Source organism: Nocardia glycosmidis (assembly GCF_052545115.1).
Window position 1 is genome coordinate 245089 of sequence record NZ_JBQWRH010000007.1, and the last position, 14691, is coordinate 259779.

At 66.8% G+C, this 14691-nt stretch carries 14 protein-coding genes; 5 read left to right on the forward strand and 9 right to left on the reverse strand.

The window, feature by feature from the left end; all coding sequences use genetic code 11:
- Positions 1-377: 377 nt before the first annotated feature.
- Positions 378-1001 (reverse strand): riboflavin synthase, encoded by a 624-nt coding sequence (locus tag ACT86A_RS11745; RefSeq protein ID WP_445092089.1) that lies wholly within the window; start codon positions 999-1001, stop codon positions 378-380.
- A gap of 563 nt (positions 1002-1564) precedes the next feature.
- Here ACT86A_RS11745 and ACT86A_RS11750 point away from each other — a divergent pair.
- Entirely contained in the window at positions 1565-2035 is a 471-nt protein-coding gene (locus ACT86A_RS11750; RefSeq protein ID WP_445092090.1) for a hypothetical protein, read from the forward strand.
- Positions 2036-2041: 6 nt separating this feature from the next.
- On the opposite strand, the gene rpe is transcribed toward ACT86A_RS11750, so the two are convergent.
- A complete protein-coding gene (rpe, locus tag ACT86A_RS11755; RefSeq protein WP_445092147.1) occupies positions 2042-2698 on the reverse strand; it encodes a ribulose-phosphate 3-epimerase in 657 nt (218 codons plus the stop codon).
- Between the two features lie 96 nt (positions 2699-2794).
- Here rpe and ACT86A_RS11760 point away from each other — a divergent pair, with 96 nt between their 5' ends.
- Both ACT86A_RS11760 and ACT86A_RS11765 read left to right on the forward strand, forming a co-directional pair.
- Positions 2795-3217 (forward strand): ATP-binding protein, encoded by a 423-nt coding sequence (locus ACT86A_RS11760; protein ID WP_445092091.1) that lies wholly within the window; start codon positions 2795-2797, stop codon positions 3215-3217.
- 53 nt (positions 3218-3270) lie between these two features.
- Positions 3271-4080 (forward strand): RNA polymerase sigma factor SigF, encoded by an 810-nt coding sequence (locus ACT86A_RS11765; protein ID WP_445092148.1) that lies wholly within the window; start codon positions 3271-3273, stop codon positions 4078-4080.
- Between the two features lie 234 nt (positions 4081-4314).
- On the opposite strand, the gene ACT86A_RS11770 is transcribed toward ACT86A_RS11765, so the two are convergent.
- The 5 genes from ACT86A_RS11770 to ACT86A_RS11790 form a co-directional block, all read right to left on the reverse strand.
- Positions 4315-5625, reverse strand: a complete 1311-nt coding sequence (locus ACT86A_RS11770; protein WP_445092149.1) for an RsmB/NOP family class I SAM-dependent RNA methyltransferase — start codon at positions 5623-5625, stop codon at positions 4315-4317.
- Positions 5626-6062: 437 nt separating this feature from the next.
- Positions 6063-6986 (reverse strand): methionyl-tRNA formyltransferase, encoded by a 924-nt coding sequence (fmt, locus tag ACT86A_RS11775; RefSeq protein WP_445092092.1) that lies wholly within the window; start codon positions 6984-6986, stop codon positions 6063-6065.
- On the reverse strand, positions 6986-7552 hold the full coding sequence (gene def / locus ACT86A_RS11780; protein WP_445092093.1) for a peptide deformylase: 567 nt from the start codon (positions 7550-7552) through the stop codon (positions 6986-6988). Before def ends, fmt begins: the two co-directional genes overlap by 1 nt.
- A gap of 394 nt (positions 7553-7946) precedes the next feature.
- The gene (gene nbaC, locus ACT86A_RS11785; RefSeq protein ID WP_445092094.1) at positions 7947-8573 is read right to left on the reverse strand and encodes a 3-hydroxyanthranilate 3,4-dioxygenase; all 627 of its coding nucleotides are present in this window, start codon (positions 8571-8573) and stop codon (positions 7947-7949) included.
- Positions 8570-9049: a RidA family protein gene (locus ACT86A_RS11790; RefSeq protein WP_445092095.1), complete on the reverse strand. Its 480-nt coding sequence runs from the start codon at positions 9047-9049 to the stop codon at positions 8570-8572. Before ACT86A_RS11790 ends, nbaC begins: the two co-directional genes overlap by 4 nt.
- A gap of 700 nt (positions 9050-9749) precedes the next feature.
- Between ACT86A_RS11790 and ligM the strand changes: the two genes are divergently transcribed.
- Positions 9750-11156 (forward strand): vanillate/3-O-methylgallate O-demethylase, encoded by a 1407-nt coding sequence (gene ligM / locus ACT86A_RS11795; RefSeq protein ID WP_445092096.1) that lies wholly within the window; start codon positions 9750-9752, stop codon positions 11154-11156.
- A 138-nt stretch (positions 11157-11294) separates the two neighbouring features.
- Here ligM and ACT86A_RS11800 read toward each other — a convergent pair whose 3' ends face one another.
- Positions 11295-12074 (reverse strand): IclR family transcriptional regulator, encoded by a 780-nt coding sequence (locus ACT86A_RS11800; protein WP_445092150.1) that lies wholly within the window; start codon positions 12072-12074, stop codon positions 11295-11297.
- Between the two features lie 187 nt (positions 12075-12261).
- Positions 12262-13644 (reverse strand): hypothetical protein, encoded by a 1383-nt coding sequence (locus tag ACT86A_RS11805; protein WP_445092097.1) that lies wholly within the window; start codon positions 13642-13644, stop codon positions 12262-12264.
- A 414-nt stretch (positions 13645-14058) separates the two neighbouring features.
- Here ACT86A_RS11805 and ACT86A_RS11810 point away from each other — a divergent pair, with 414 nt between their 5' ends.
- Positions 14059-14682 (forward strand): TetR/AcrR family transcriptional regulator, encoded by a 624-nt coding sequence (locus ACT86A_RS11810; protein WP_445092098.1) that lies wholly within the window; start codon positions 14059-14061, stop codon positions 14680-14682.
- The last annotated feature ends 9 nt before the right edge of the window (positions 14683-14691 follow it).

A 14691-nucleotide genomic window follows, 5' to 3' on the forward strand; every position in this document is an offset into this window, starting at 1 on the left:
CATCTCGAAATAGCTGCCTCACCACAGTACTGTGTGTGTTTCGGCGTGCCTGCGGCGCGGGCGTGTTCGCAGCACAGGTTCGGTCCCGCCGCCCTCGAAAACGGGAGCCGGGCCCGAACTGGCCGCGACCGACGGTAACGCAGGACCTCGTCGTTCGCCGTGGGCCGGTGAACGGCGGGCGCGTGGCTGCCAACCCAGGCGAGCTTGTCGCTGGTACGGCGCCCATCGCGCGAAGACCCGGGCGCAACTTGTGCATCAGGCCGAACGGCGCGTCCACCCCTCCCGCGACCAGCGGCATGCGCCGCCCGTGGACGGCACGGACGGCACTCACGGCCCTGCGCCCTCTCCTGCAGGCCGGGACGGCGGGTGGGCCATGGCTAACCGCGCTGCTGGAGGCGTTCGACGTACTTGGCGATCACGTCGACTTCCAGGTTCACCGTGGTTCCGACAGCGGCGGTGCCGAGGTTGGTGAGCGAAAGCGTGGTGGGGATCAGGGAGACCTCGAACCAATCCCGGGTCCCGGTGTCGGTGGGCTCGTCGGAGCGCCCGAGTCCGGACACCGTGAGCGAGATACCGTCGATGGTGATCGACCCCTTCTCCACGACGTAGCGGGCGAGGTTCTCCGGCAGCGCGATCCGCACCACCTCCCAGTTCTCCGACGGGGTCCGCGTGAGCACCGTGCCGGTGCCGTCGACGTGGCCTTGCACCAGATGGCCGCCGAGCCTGCTGTTGAGCGCGGCAGCCCGCTCCAGGTTCACCTTCGCGCCGATGTCGAGCTTTCCGATGCTGGAACGGTTGAGCGTCTCGGCCATGACGTCCACGGTGAACGAGTCGCCACCGACCACGTCCACGACGGTCAGGCACACCCCGTTCACCGCGATCGAATCCCCGTGTCCGGCATCGGAGGTCACCAGCTTGCCCTTGATCGTCAGCCGCGCGGCGTCGGCCAGCTGCTCGCTGGCGACGATCTCGCCGAGTTCCTCGACGATGCCTGTGAACATGTGCTTCGACTCCCTGTCGCGTCGTTGTCGTCCGGTTACGCCAACAGCGCGGGCACCGGCCGCTATTCCCGCGCCTGCTCAGCCTAACGACGCCGGGTCGTAGCCGACACCGGCACTGCGGCACGGGAAGAAACCGACCGCTGCTCACGGACCCCGAATCGGACCGCGACCGAGCCGACCGACGCCGGTGACAAGCCGGTGTCATGGAAAGTGGAACAAAATATGTCCAGAGCTGCGGAAATTTTCCATCGCACCCGCCTGGCATAAGTATTCGACATAATTTTCGACACCATTCACAGCCATTGCTACGGCGTTGTGAACCATTTCCATGACCGGTACCCCATCGCGACACGGTCATCAATGCGAATTTGGGCGCACGCGACCATCGAGCGATATCGTTATCGGGCTGACTTCTCCCGTTCAACTTCGCGCATGAGCAGTTCGATGTAACAGATCGACCAGGGCACACGTCCTGCCGATAAGCTCGCCAGCATGATGTTCACTCCTCGAGGAAGCCGGAGCCCAGTGGGACAAATCGAGTTCGACACGGTTGGGGGTGCGCAGTGACCACATTTCTCGATTCGACGCCGGAAGTGCGCTGCGTACGATACCGCAGTGAATTCCAACTGCCCGCATCGGTGGACCCCGGATCAGGCCGCATTCTCCTGCAGATCGGCCTCGATTACGGAGCCGTCGGCATGCCGGCGGAACTCGGTGCACAGGTGCTGCGACGACTCGGCCAGGACGGCATCGCCGGGCCGGTCGTCGACCATCCGCGTGCCCGGCGCTGGACTTTCCTCACCGGCCCGGCCGGACCCGACGCGATCAGCACCGCGGTCTCGGCCGAGCTGTTCCGGCTGTACACGACCGTGGCCGGTGCGGGCAGCCAGGTCGTGCTGCCCTCGCCGGACGACGAGCGAACCGGCTACCGCATCTGGATCCAGCCGCCCGAGGCCGCGGCGCATCGACCGCCACTGGCCGCGGTGATCGCGGCGATTCGCGGCGTCGCCGCAGGGAAAATCCGTGCCAGGTAGAGCTTTTCAGCGTAACTGCGCCGCGGCGGCCTGTCTGCGCAAAGCCGCTACGGTGGCCCCGGGATCGGCCGTGTTGTAGACCGCGGACCCCGCGACGAAGCAGTCGACGCCTGCCTCGGCCGCCGCCTCGATGGTGTCGGCGTTGATGCCGCCGTCGATCTCGACCAGCAGCCGAAGCTCACCGGAATCGACAAGGTTGCGCACGATGCGCGCCTTCTGCAGCACCTCCGGTATGAAGGACTGCCCGCCGAACCCTGGCTCCACGCTCATCACCAGCAGCGTGTCGAACTCGCGCAGGATCTCCAGATACGGCTCGATCGGTGTATCGGGTTTCACCGAGAGCCCCGCCTTGGCGCCCGCGGCGCGGATGTCGCGCGCGACCGCGATCGGGTCATCCGTCGCCTCGGCATGGAAGGTCACATTGTACGCCCCGGCCTCCGCGTACGGCGGCGCCCAACGGCCCGGATCGTTGATCATCAGGTGGCAGTCCAGTGGTATGTCGGTGGCCTTCAGCAGACTCTCGACCACGGGCAGGCCGATGGTGAGGTTGGGCACGAAGTGCGCGTCCATCACGTCGACATGCAGCCAGTCGGCGCCGGTGACGGCATCCGCCTCGTCGGCGAGATGCGCGAAGTCGGCGGACAGGATGGAAGGGGCGATCATCGGCGCGGCCGGACGCGGGTAACTCGGGTTGGACACAACGCCGCAGTCTAGTGGCCGCGAGGGTTGCCCAGCGCGGGAGTGGGTAGCCTGCATAGGGTGATCAATTTTTCGGCGGAACAGGGGCTGTACAGCACCCCCGTGGAGATTCGGGTGGCCGCTTCGGTGACACAACTGCCCATCGTGCGTGGGCTCGCCGAAACCCTCGTCCTACTCAGCGATTTCACGCTCGACGAGGTGGCCGACGTCCGCCTGGCCGTTGACGAGGTCTGCTCGACGCTGATCGCGGTCGCCGCCCCGGAAACGAGCCTCAACTGCCGATTCACCGTCGGTGACACCGAACTGCTGGTCCGGGTCGACGGCATCGCGGAGAAGCCGGGGCTACCGGACCAGCGCAGCTTCGGCTGGCACGTCCTGCGCACACTCACCGACGCGGTGGACGCGACGCAGGATTCATTCGACGCGACAGTTTCCGGATATCCGACAACGGTAGAGTTCCGTCGGGTCCGGGGGAAGGCGTAGTGGCGGACGAAGACACCGTGCTCGACGCTCAGCACGACGACGACGCCGACACGCTGACCACAGAGGACGCCGTCGACGAAGAAGAAACGCTCGAAGCCGCGGACGCGGTCCCGGGATACGACGATGTCGGACGGCTCTTCGAACAACTTTCGGCCAGTGCGGCCGGAACGGCGCGGCACGCGGCGTTGCGCGCGGAACTGATCAGCCACTGCATTCCACTCGCCGACCATATCGCGCGCAAGTTCAGCGGCCGGGGCGAGCCGTTCGACGACCTGACCCAAGTGGCGCGCGTCGGCCTGGTGCACGCGGTGGACCGCTTCGACGTCGAGCGCGGTTCGAACTTCCTGTCTTTCGCGGTGCCGACCATCATGGGCGAGGTCCGCCGATACTTTCGCGACAACACCTGGGCGATGCGAGTCCCCCGGCGGGTCAAGGAGACTCACCTACGCATCGGCGCGGCGATCGACTCCCTATCCCAGAAGCTCGGCCGCTCACCGACCGCGAAGGAGATCGCGGCCGAGCTGGACGTGGACCCGGACGAGGTGACCCAGGCAGTCATCGCGGGCAACGCCTACCAGCCGACTTCGATCGACGCGGCCACGCTCGGCCGCGACACCGACGCCTCGCTGCTGGACACTCTCGGCGAGGAAGAGTCCCAGTTCGACCGGGTCGAGGAGTACGTCGCGATCCGGCCGCTGCTGGCCGGGCTGCCCGAGCGGGAGCGGCGCATTCTCACCATGCGGTTCTTCGAATCGATGACCCAGACCCAGATCGCCCAGCAGATGGGCATCTCCCAGATGCACGTCTCGCGTATCCTCGCGAAAACCCTTGCCCGCCTGCGTGAACAGTCCGGTCGGGAATGACGGTCTGCACCAGGCGTCGCGGTCGCGCACGCTGCGCACCTTCACTGGTGCGGTGAGCCACCAAGCGTCGTCGAGCAATTCAGGCAGCCCGTGGAACGTCGACCCCGGACTCCGCCACCAGGTCGATTCTTCGACGTCCGGGAGTCGGCTCCCGGCCGCACCACCTCCGGCCAGGTCATTGTCATGATCCGAGGGTGCGGCAGGCCACCGCTTCCAGCTCGAACGGATCGAATGTCAGTGCCGTTTGCGCAGCGCGGCCAGGAACATGGCGTCGGTGCCGTGCCGGTGCGGCCACAGCTGCGCCCCCGGTCCGTCGCCGACGTCGGTGACGCCGGGCAGCAGCTCACGAGTGTCCAGTTGTTCCGCGCCGAGACGGCGCACGGCGTCCGCGACGATCGACACGGTCTCCGGCAGATGCGGTGAGCAGGTCGAGTACAGCACGACACCACCGGGCCGGAGCAGATCCCATGCCGCGGTGAGCAATTCGCGCTGCAACACGACCAGATCGCGAACGTCGGCCGGAGTGCGCCGCCAGCGCACCTCGGGTCTGCGCCGCAGCGCACCGAGGCCGGTGCAGGGGGCGTCCACCAGGATGCGGTCGTAGCCCGGGGACAGTCCGCTGGCGCGACCGTCGGCGACATGCACGTCCACCGGAAGGTCGCGCACGGCCTTGCGTACCAGTTCGGCGCGGTGCGCCGCCGGCTCGACCGCGTCCACCCGGAAACCGTCGATCGCGGCGATCGCGCCCAGCAACGCGGCCTTACCGCCCGGTCCCGCGCACAGGTCGAGCCAGCGTCCGTGGTCCGGGCCTTCGAGCGCGGCCCTGGTCAGCGCGAGAGCCACCAGTTGGCTGCCTTCGTCCTGCACGGCTGCCATGCCTTCGCGTACCGGTTCGAGCTTGGCGGGATCGCCACCGTCCAGGTAGACCGCGTAGGGCGACCATCGACCCTCCTCGCCGCCGGTCACCAGCGCGAGTTCCTCCGCGGTGATATCGCCCGGCCTGGCCACCAGGTGCACCAGCGGGCGCGCGTCGTCGGCAGCGAGCACGTCACGCAATTCGCCCGCTCGCGAGCCGAGCGCATCGGCGAACGCTTGCGCGATCCAGGCCGGATGGGCGTATTCGAAAGCCAACCGCCCCACGGGATCGGTGGGTGCGAGCTCCGCCACCCACTGCTCGGTGGTCTTCTCCCCGGCCCGGCGCAGTACGGCGTTGACGAAACCGGCCTTGCCCGCGCCGAACTCCGCGCGCGCCAGCGCCACCGAGGTGTCGACCGCGGCGTGCGCGCCGATCCTGGTTCGCAGCAGCTGGTAGACGCCGAGCCGGAGCACGTCCAGCAGCGGTCCGTCGATCTCCTCGACCGGTCTGCCCGCCCCAGCCGCGATCACCGCGTCGAGCAGACCCTGGGTCCGGCACGCACCGTAGGCGAGTTCGGTCGCCAACGCCGCATCCCGGCCGGACAACCCGCCGTCGCGCAGCAGCGTCGGCAGCACCAGATTGGCGTAGGCGTCGCGTTCGCGGACCGCTCGCAGCACATCCTTGGCGATCGCCCGCGGCGAATCGATCCGTTCCCGTCGGGCTGATCGATCACGACCCCGGGAATCTTGTCGCGCACCGTTTTTCGCATCGGCACGCGCCGGACGCCGCTCAGCGGGGCGGTCGGCCCGTCCGCCCGCCGAACGCTGCCCAGCGGAAGTGCGCCGCTCGTCGCGGTTGCGCCCGCCGGCCGCTGCGCCGCCACCGGCGCGCCGAGCGGCAGCGCGCGGTCGGCCGGTACCGTTGCGGTCCTGGTTCTCGTCTTCCCGCCGAGCATCCCCGGCGGCGCTGCGCTGCCGTGCGGCTTTCGGTGGCGCATCCTGGCCTGGTGACCGGTCCGTCTCGCCGGACCGCGTCGCGCCGCGGGGACGTTTCACGCGACCGGACGCGGCATCCGATTCGTCCCGCCGCTCGCCGCGCACGTCGTCGTCGCGACCGCCACGCGAGTTCACTCGACCACCGCGCCGGGCCGCAGACGCGCGCCCCGCGCCCAGTCGAGCGCGGCCATCATCCGCTTACCTTGCGGTTGAATCATATCGAGCCGCACGGCAGTCGTAGCGGTGCCGACGAAAACGCCGGACTTACGGACCTCGATCACCCGCTCCGGCAACACCTCTTCGACCAGTTCGACCGGGCCGAGCTTCACTCGGGTGCCGTCGATCTCGGTCCATGCCCCCGGTGCGGGGGTCACCGCGCGAATACGTCTACTGATGGCCAGTGCGGGCTGGTCCCACCGGACATGCCCCGCCTCGACACCGACCTTGGGCGCGTACGACACGCTCTCGTTCGACTGCGCGACAGCCTGCAACGTGCGGTCCTCCACGCCGTCCAGCGTGGCTTCCAGCAGCCTGGAGCCGCTGTCGGCGAGACGCTCCAGCAGCGTGCCCGCGGTATCGGTGACGCAGATTTTCTCGGTGACCATGCCGAACACCGGCCCGGTGTCCAGTCCGGTCTCGATCTGGAAGGTCGACGCGCCGGTGATCTCGTCACCCGCGTCGATCGCCGCCTGCACCGGCGCCGCGCCACGCCACGCGGGCAACAGTGAGAAATGCAGGTTGATCCAGCCGAAGCGCGGAATGTCGAGCACCGGTTGGGGCAGCAGCGCGCCGTACGCCACGACTGGGCAGCAGTCGGGCGCCAGGTCGGTGAGTTGTGCGATGAACTCCGGCTCCGACGGCCGCCCAGGAGTGAGCACCGGTACGCCGTGCTCATCGGCCAGCCTGCCGACCGGCGATCGGGTCACCTTCCGTCCACGTCCCGCCACCGCATCCGGCCGAGTCAGCACCGCGACCACCTCATGGCGTGGCGATTGCAGCAAACGCCGCAACGACGGCACCGCCGGTTCCGGGGTCCCCGCGAACACGATGCGCATCAGCCACCCAGCCCGAATGGATTGGGCCGGCCCGCGCCGCTCATCGACCGGGCGGGACGCGCCGTCACCCCATCAGCGAACCAGTCGGATTCGCGGATCACCCGCATCGCCTCCTTACGCTGGGCCGGGTCGAGACGATCAATGAACAACACTCCGTCGAGATGATCGGTTTCGTGCTGCACACATCGCGCCAAGAGACCCTCGGCCTCGAACGCGACCGGAGCGCCGTCGAAGTCCACCCCGGACGCGCGCACGCGCGATGCCCGCCGGGTGTCGTAGCGCAGGCCGGGAATCGACAAGCACCCTTCCGGGCCGACCTGTTCTTCGTCGCCGACGACTTCCCACTGAGGGTTCACCAGGTGACCGGCAGCGTCGCCGGTGTCGTAGACGAAAACGCGCAGCCCGACCCCGATCTGGGGCGCGGCCATACCGACTCCGCCGTCGTCGTGCATGGTCTCGGTCAGGTCGATCACCAGCTGCCGCAGATCGCGGCCGAAGGCGGTGACCTCCGCTGCGCGGGCACGCAGAATGGGGTCACCGAACAGGCGAACGGGCTGAATGGTCACGGCTGGCTCCCGGGAGCGGACGAACAGGTCGATTCATTCTAGTGAAGCGTCCGCAAATCCCCGATTCGCCGGCCAGAAGCTGGTACAACTCCTATGCGGTCCGGGCGGGGTGTCGATCCCCCCGCCCGGCCGCCCGGAAACGCCCTGGTCAGCAACCTGACCGTGACCTCTGACCTGCTTCGCACCTGCCGGGGCCGCATGGCCGGAGCGAGGCAGCACACTGAATCGCCACGAAGTGCGGGTGCGGCGGGGCACCCGATGACCAGGCCCCCCGCGCCTGCTCGAACTACACCGCGGCCGCCGCGTGGTGAATCTGCACGACGAGCGCGGCGGCCGAGATCGGCCCACCGCGCCCGTCGTGCCGCCAGCCGGACACCGGTGGCAACTCAGCCGTTCACCAGGAGCGGCCGTGCAGCTTCGCCAGCGGATCGTCGGCGTACTCGTTGTCCTTCGCGAGCACGGCAACCTCCTCGGACCACCCTTCGGGCTGCTCGGTGACGTGGCCGCACTTGTCGCAGGTGCGGTTCTCCACCGAATCGTAGAAGGCCCGCTGCACCAGCGGCAGCTGCTTGATGATGTCCTCGAGCAAGAAGTACTGCTCGAACAGCTTGTGATCGCAGTTCTCGCAGAAGTAGAGGAAGCCGTCGCGCTCGGTGGGGAGCCGGTGCTTCTCGATCACGATGCCCATGGTGTTCGCCGAACGGCGCGGCTGATGAGGCACCCGGGGCGGCATCAGGAAGATCTCGCCTTCCTTGATCGCCTGCGAGGTGATCTTGCCATCGATGTAGAGCCCGACTTCGATGTCGCCCTTCAGCTGGATGAAGAGCTCTTCGCTCTCGTTGTAGTGGAAGTCCTTGCGATTGTTCGGGCCGCCGACAGCCATCACGATGAAGGTGTCGTTGCCTTTGTAGATCGTCTGGTTGGTGATCGGCGGCAACATATTCGGCCGATTCAATTCCAACCAGGCGTCCAGGGAGAACGACTCCAGCGGCGCCATGACCTCACGGGGTTCTACTGTCATTTTCCTTCACCTTCTGCCTTCGACGGCGCCACGGCCGTCGCACGTACTTCGATGAAATTTCTGCCGGGAAGGTCCGCGACGCCGATGGTCGTCCGGACCGGTTGCAAGCCGGGGAACGTTTCGGCGAAGACTTCGTTCATCGCCTCGAAGTCATTCATGTCCTTGAGATATACGTTGACCTCGACGACATCCGCGAGAGTGGCATCCACGGCCGCGAGCACCGATGCGAGATTGCGGAAACAACCGCGAGCCTGCGCGTAGATGTCATAGCTCAGCACGTTTCCGGCGCTGTCGAGTTCCAGGCCGGCCTCGATGTTCGTCACGGGATCCTTGCTGCCCTGCCCGGCGCAGAAGATCAGGCCGTTGGCCTCCAGGACGTGGGCGTATCGCCCTGACGCACGTGGCGCGTTCGGCACCACGGCGAAACGCCGACCGCTCGTCTCCGGCTGCACTCCATCGAGCCGGGTTGCTGTCATTTCGGCACCTCCGCATTTGATCGCCAGCTTGGCAAGAATTATCGAGACAGCCCCTCGGTGCTCGACAGATGATTCTCACCACGCGAGACAACTGGTTCGGTGAATCGCACCCGCAGTTAGCGTGAGTTACGCCGCTACGCGCCGCAGCAGGCACCTTCGAACCCCTTCCGCTTCGACCTCAGGCCATTACCCGGCCGCGCGCAGACCGATTGCGCAGCACGGCGCGATGCGCGCCGAGGGTAAGCGGGAATCCATCGGCTCGAATACATCTCGGAGAGTGGTGAAATGAACACGACCCGCGCTGGATCGAATTCGACGAGGATGCGGACGCGCTCGCGCAGACGCTCGACGAGCCGATCACCGCGGTCGCGGCGACGAGCCGGCTCCGCCCGACCCACGAGCACAGCGACCTTCAGCTCTCGCGCCGTGAGAACGCCCTGGGCGCAGAACCCTTCGGCGGCGCATCATCGACAGGTCGGGCTCGGCGCGAGAGCATCCCGGATGTAGCAGCTGCCACGACATCCGAAGAGGCCGGCGAAAGCCACCGCCGGATCGGAACTCCCGATCGCACCGAGTAACGACCCGATGACGGCGAGCCGTCCGACGGACTCGTACTCCCGGGGGCGCCGGTGTCGCTCCCCGCCGACCCCGTCCACCCGAGGCATCGAGACACAGTTCGCAATCAGGAAAAGAGGAAATCATGAACGCACGGAACGTGCAGGAGCTGCTGGATCAGGCAGCCAATCCGGTGCAGTTGCTGCGCAATTCGCAGCTGGGTGCCTACATCTACCCGGTGGTGCCGCCGGAGTTCTCGAACTGGCGGCGGGAGCAGCGGGCCTGGCGCGAAGCGGCCGTTCTCTTCGATCAGACACACCACATGTTCGATGTCTTCATCTCCGGCAAGGACGCGCTGAAGCTGATCTCGGACATCGGGATCAACAGTGTCGCGAATTTCCCGGTCGGAATGGCGAAGCAGCTCGTCGCGGTCACTCCCGCGGGCCACGTGGTGGGCGACAGCATTCTGTTCCGGGAGGCCGAGAACGAGTACGTCTCGGTGGGGCGCGAGCCGCTCGCGAACTGGATCGCCTACCATGCCCAAGCCGGCGGGTACGACGCGGACGTGCGAGTGGAGAGCCGGTCGCCGTCCAGGCCCTACGGCAAGGCCGTCACCCGGACGCTGTACCGCTTCCAGATCCAGGGCCCCAACGCGTGGAAGGTGATCGAGAAGCTCAACGGTGGTCCCGTCGAGCAGCTCGGGTTCTTCCGCATGGGCACCATGACGATCGCCGGCGAGCAGGTGTCGACCCTGCGCCACGGCATGGCGGGCGCCCCCGGGCTCGAGCTGTGGGGTCCCTACGAATCGCACGGCAAGATCCGCGAGGCGATCATCGAGGGCGGCAAGGAATTCGGCCTGGAGCCGTGCGGCTCCCGGACCTACGCCTCCAATACTTTGGAATCGGGCTGGATCCCGTCCCCCCTGCCCGGGATCTACACCGGCGAGGAGCTGCGCGGCTACCGTGAGTGGCTCGGCACCGGCACCTACGAGGCGGTGAACGCGCTCGCCGGCAGCTTCGTGTCGGACAACATCGAGGACTACTACCTGACGCCGTGGGAGATCGGCTACGGATCGTTCATCAAGTTCGATCACGACTTCATCGGTCGCGCGGCGCTCGAGGCGATCGACCCGGCCACGCAGCGCCGGAAGGTCACCCTCGCATGGCATCCCGAGGATTTCGCGAAGGTGCTGGCCGCGCCTGCCGATCCCGAGGGCCCGAGTGGGCAGTTCTTCGAGCTCCCCGTCGCCAACTACGGATCGTCGAACTACGACGCCGTCTACGACGCCGAGGGGCGCAATATCGGATACGCGCTGTTCAGCGGCTACACGTCCAATGAGCGTCGCGCGCTCTCCCTCGCCACGATCGACCCCGATGTTCCGATCGGCACCGAGGTGACTCTCGTGTGGGGCGAACCCGACGGCGGCAGCCGCAAACTCACGGTGAGCCCGCACAAGCAGATCACGGTCCGGGCAACGGTGAGCCCGGTTCCGTACGCGGATACCGCTCGCGAGCAGTACCAGGCCGGCTGGCGCACGGCGGCGGTCGTGTAGCGGTCCCGGGGGAGCAGAATCGTGACCCACTCGGCAGGAAGCCCGGCCGAGTGGGTCTTCACCTGCTTTTCGGCGCCCGGCGATCAGATCTGTTGAAGCCGGCCGGGAGACCTGCGACGATGGAACGCCGGATGGGAATCAGCCGACCTGCCCGATCTCGCGTGCGGCGGGCGTCAGCGAACGTGAGATCGCTCGGGCCGCCGAATACAGTGCGGGCAGCAGATTGCCGCTTGCGTCCGGGATGTCTGCCGGGAGAACGACCGACAGCGACGCGACGACACCGGTGCGCGGAACGTTGATGGGCACAGCGATGCTCTGCGCGGACTCGTCCAGGTGCCGCATACAGCGGGAGTGCCCGCGCTGACGGATGTCACTGAGTGTGACCCTGAGCCGCCGGGAATCGGTGATGGTGTGCGCGGTGTAGCCGCGCAGCGGCGTAGTCAGGAACTTGGACTGCAATTCCTGCGGACCGTAGGCCAGCAGAACCTGGCCCGACGACGAGGCGTGCAGCGGAAGCCGGCCCGCAATCCGGCTGAATGGGGACACGGCGCCGGGCGCCGACAGCCGATCGAGGAACAGCACCTCGTCGCCCTCACGCACGCTGAGCTGCACGTGCTGGCGGACCACCGCTTGCAGATCCTCCATCACCGGTAGCGCCGCCGACCGCAGCTCGAGCGCGGGCGAGGCGCGCACCCCGAGTTCCCAGAGGCGGAGCCCGACGCGCAGGCGCCGATCCGGATCGCGTTCGAGCAGGCCGGAGTCGACGAGGCTCGCGGCGATGCGGGACGCGGTGGCGATGTGCAGCCCGCTCCGGCGCGCGATATCCGATACGCCCAGTGACCGGTCGCCCGGCCCGAATGCCTCCAGGATTCGCACCACCCGGTCGAGATAACAGTCGCCTTTCGGCTCACCCTTCATCGTCTCCACCACTTCATCTGATTGTAATACCGGTCCAGAATATTCTCCCGGCATTGCCGTGTGGAGCTTTTCGGTGACAAACCCGTTAACCATCCGTACGGTGAACGTCGAATTCCGGCTCCGAACACAATGCCCCGCCGAGCGGCCGGAAACCTGGCTCGGCGGGGCATCGGTGCAGCGGCCGCTGTCAGTCCCGCGTCTTGATCTTCTTCTCGAAGTACGGCGCCGGAGCGACCGTCACTCGGATCTCGCTGACCTCGTGCTCCTCGACGATCGGGCGCTTGGAGTTCGGTTCGCCCCACAGCAGCGTGAGTTCGGTGCCGGGCTCGGCGTCGCGAATATCGACCAGGGCATTGGAGATGTAGGCTCGCGCGTTCGCGGAGTACGAACCCTGCATCGAGATGCCGACGTTTCGGCCGTCGCGAACCACGCTGTCGTTGAGGTGTGTGGCGTAGGTGGTGTGCGGGGTGTTGATGTAGCGCGCCGGGCGGTCGCCGAACAGCGCCGCGCGCTGCACGTCCAGCACATCGTCCGGGTTCCAGACGAGCGTGACCTTCTTGCGCTGCTGATTCTTCATCCGATGCAGCAGTGCGTCACGACCGATGAAGTCGTGGTCGAAGTCGATATGGCCGGCGTATCCGAGCTCGATCGGATCCACGTAGTGATCTTCGATCTCGTCGGAGACGAAGCTTCCGCCCAGAGAGGCGATCGAGGGAAGGTGGTACTCGGTGAGATACTGCCGGTAGGCCTTCAGATCGTCGCCGGTGTAGATCGCCGACACCGGAAGGGGCATCCACCCCGACTCCTGGGCCGTCGGCCCGTATGCGTTCTCACCGACCCTGCGGATACCGTACTTCTCTCCGGCGAGCATCAGGGCCTCACGCACCGCGTGCTGATCGTCCCACGGGCCGTAGATCTCGAAGCCCGGAGTGCCGGCCATGCCGTGCCGCAACGCCCGCACGGGCTTGCCCGCGATCTGGAATTCGCCGATCGCGAAGAACTTGATCTCCGGCAGCGCCCCGCCGGTCATCTCTTCGAGCAGCGGTAGCGCGGAGGGTCCCTGCAGCTGGATCCGGTACACGTCCCGCGGACGCTCGGCGATATTCCAGCTCGGTTCGAAGGTCCCCTCGACGTCGTAGGAGGTCTGCTCCAGGTGGAACTGAAGCCAGGGGACGCTGTTGACCATTCGGAAGAACTCCTGTTCCTCGCGGAACAGAATGCCGTCCCAGATGTGCTGCCCCCGCGGGTTCGGCATGACGATCTGCTTGGCGCGATTCACCGGGAACGGGTCGAGCTTGTTCACGACCAATTCGGACAGGAAGGGAATCACCTCGGTGCCCCGCAGGTGCAGCTCGTCCATGTGGTAAGAGAGCTCGAGCAGCGCGACGCCCTCCATCCAGGCTCGCTGCTCGCTGCGCCAGTTCGTGAACTCGGGCGGCACCCCGGGGAAGACGTACGGGCCGAGCTTGTTCGTACGGAGCAGGGTCACGGGATCACCCGCGGCCACAATCAAATCCTCGAGCGACCGTGGAGCCGCCTGCTCGGGGGAATTCGATTCGGAGTTCTGCATCGTCGACCTTCCTTTGTGGTTGCACCGCATTGGCACGGTATATCGTTCGCCGACACTCTGCGGGACCGAGTCGGCAGCAGCGTCGAACCACGTATGAATCCGAAATGGCGCCTGCGGCCGAGAAATAAATTTCAATTCGCGACGGCAAATACCGCACCTCGAATTGTGTTCGCGGCCATTGTTCGGATCGTGCGGAAAAAGTTACCGCGATTATCGGTTCGCCTCTATCCCGCCAGCGCGACCTTTATCCCGTTATCCACACGGCCCGTCGGCGAATCGCATTTCCGGCCCCTCGGCGGGCCGGAGCCCGGATCGGTCCCCGAGGGGAGTAGGGTCACCGACGGTGGCCAAGGCTCGACTCAACGACACGCGGGGGATGGTTCTGCAGGCATGAGCCGAACCGAGGAAGACCCCGTGCCCAGGGAAAACGGCGCGGCACAGGTTGCCGAGGAGAACGCGCCGCGGACTCGCGACCGTCTCCTCGATGCCGCCATCGAACTGTTCGCCACGCACGGCTACGCTCGCACCTCCGTCGGAAGCATCCAGGCCGCGGCGGGCTTGACCGCGGGCTCCGGCGCGCTCTACAAGCACTACTCCTCGAAGAACGACCTGCTGACCGCGGTCATCGATCATCACATCGGGTACATCTCCCGCGTGATGGACGCGGCGCGATCCAGCTCCGCTGACCCCTTCGAGGATCTCGAGACGGCCGCCCGAGTCGTTCTCGACGGGCTGAGCGAGAACCGGAACCTGCTGCGGATCGTCTTCCGAGAGCTCGAGGAAGGCCCCGGGCTGGATCGGTTGTGGGAGGTGATCGAGCAGAACGTCTTCGGTCGCTTCGCGCGGATCATCCACGGCGGCATCACCGCCGGTGTCTTTCGAGACATCGACGCCGATGCCACCGCGACCTTGCTCGTCTCCGCACTGTCGTACATGCCGACGGTGCGCGATCTGATCGGCAAGAGCTCTCCCGGATACGACCGGGAACGGCACTTCGAGCTGTGGCGGCGCATGGTCCACGCACTGCTGACTCCCTGAGCAGCCGGG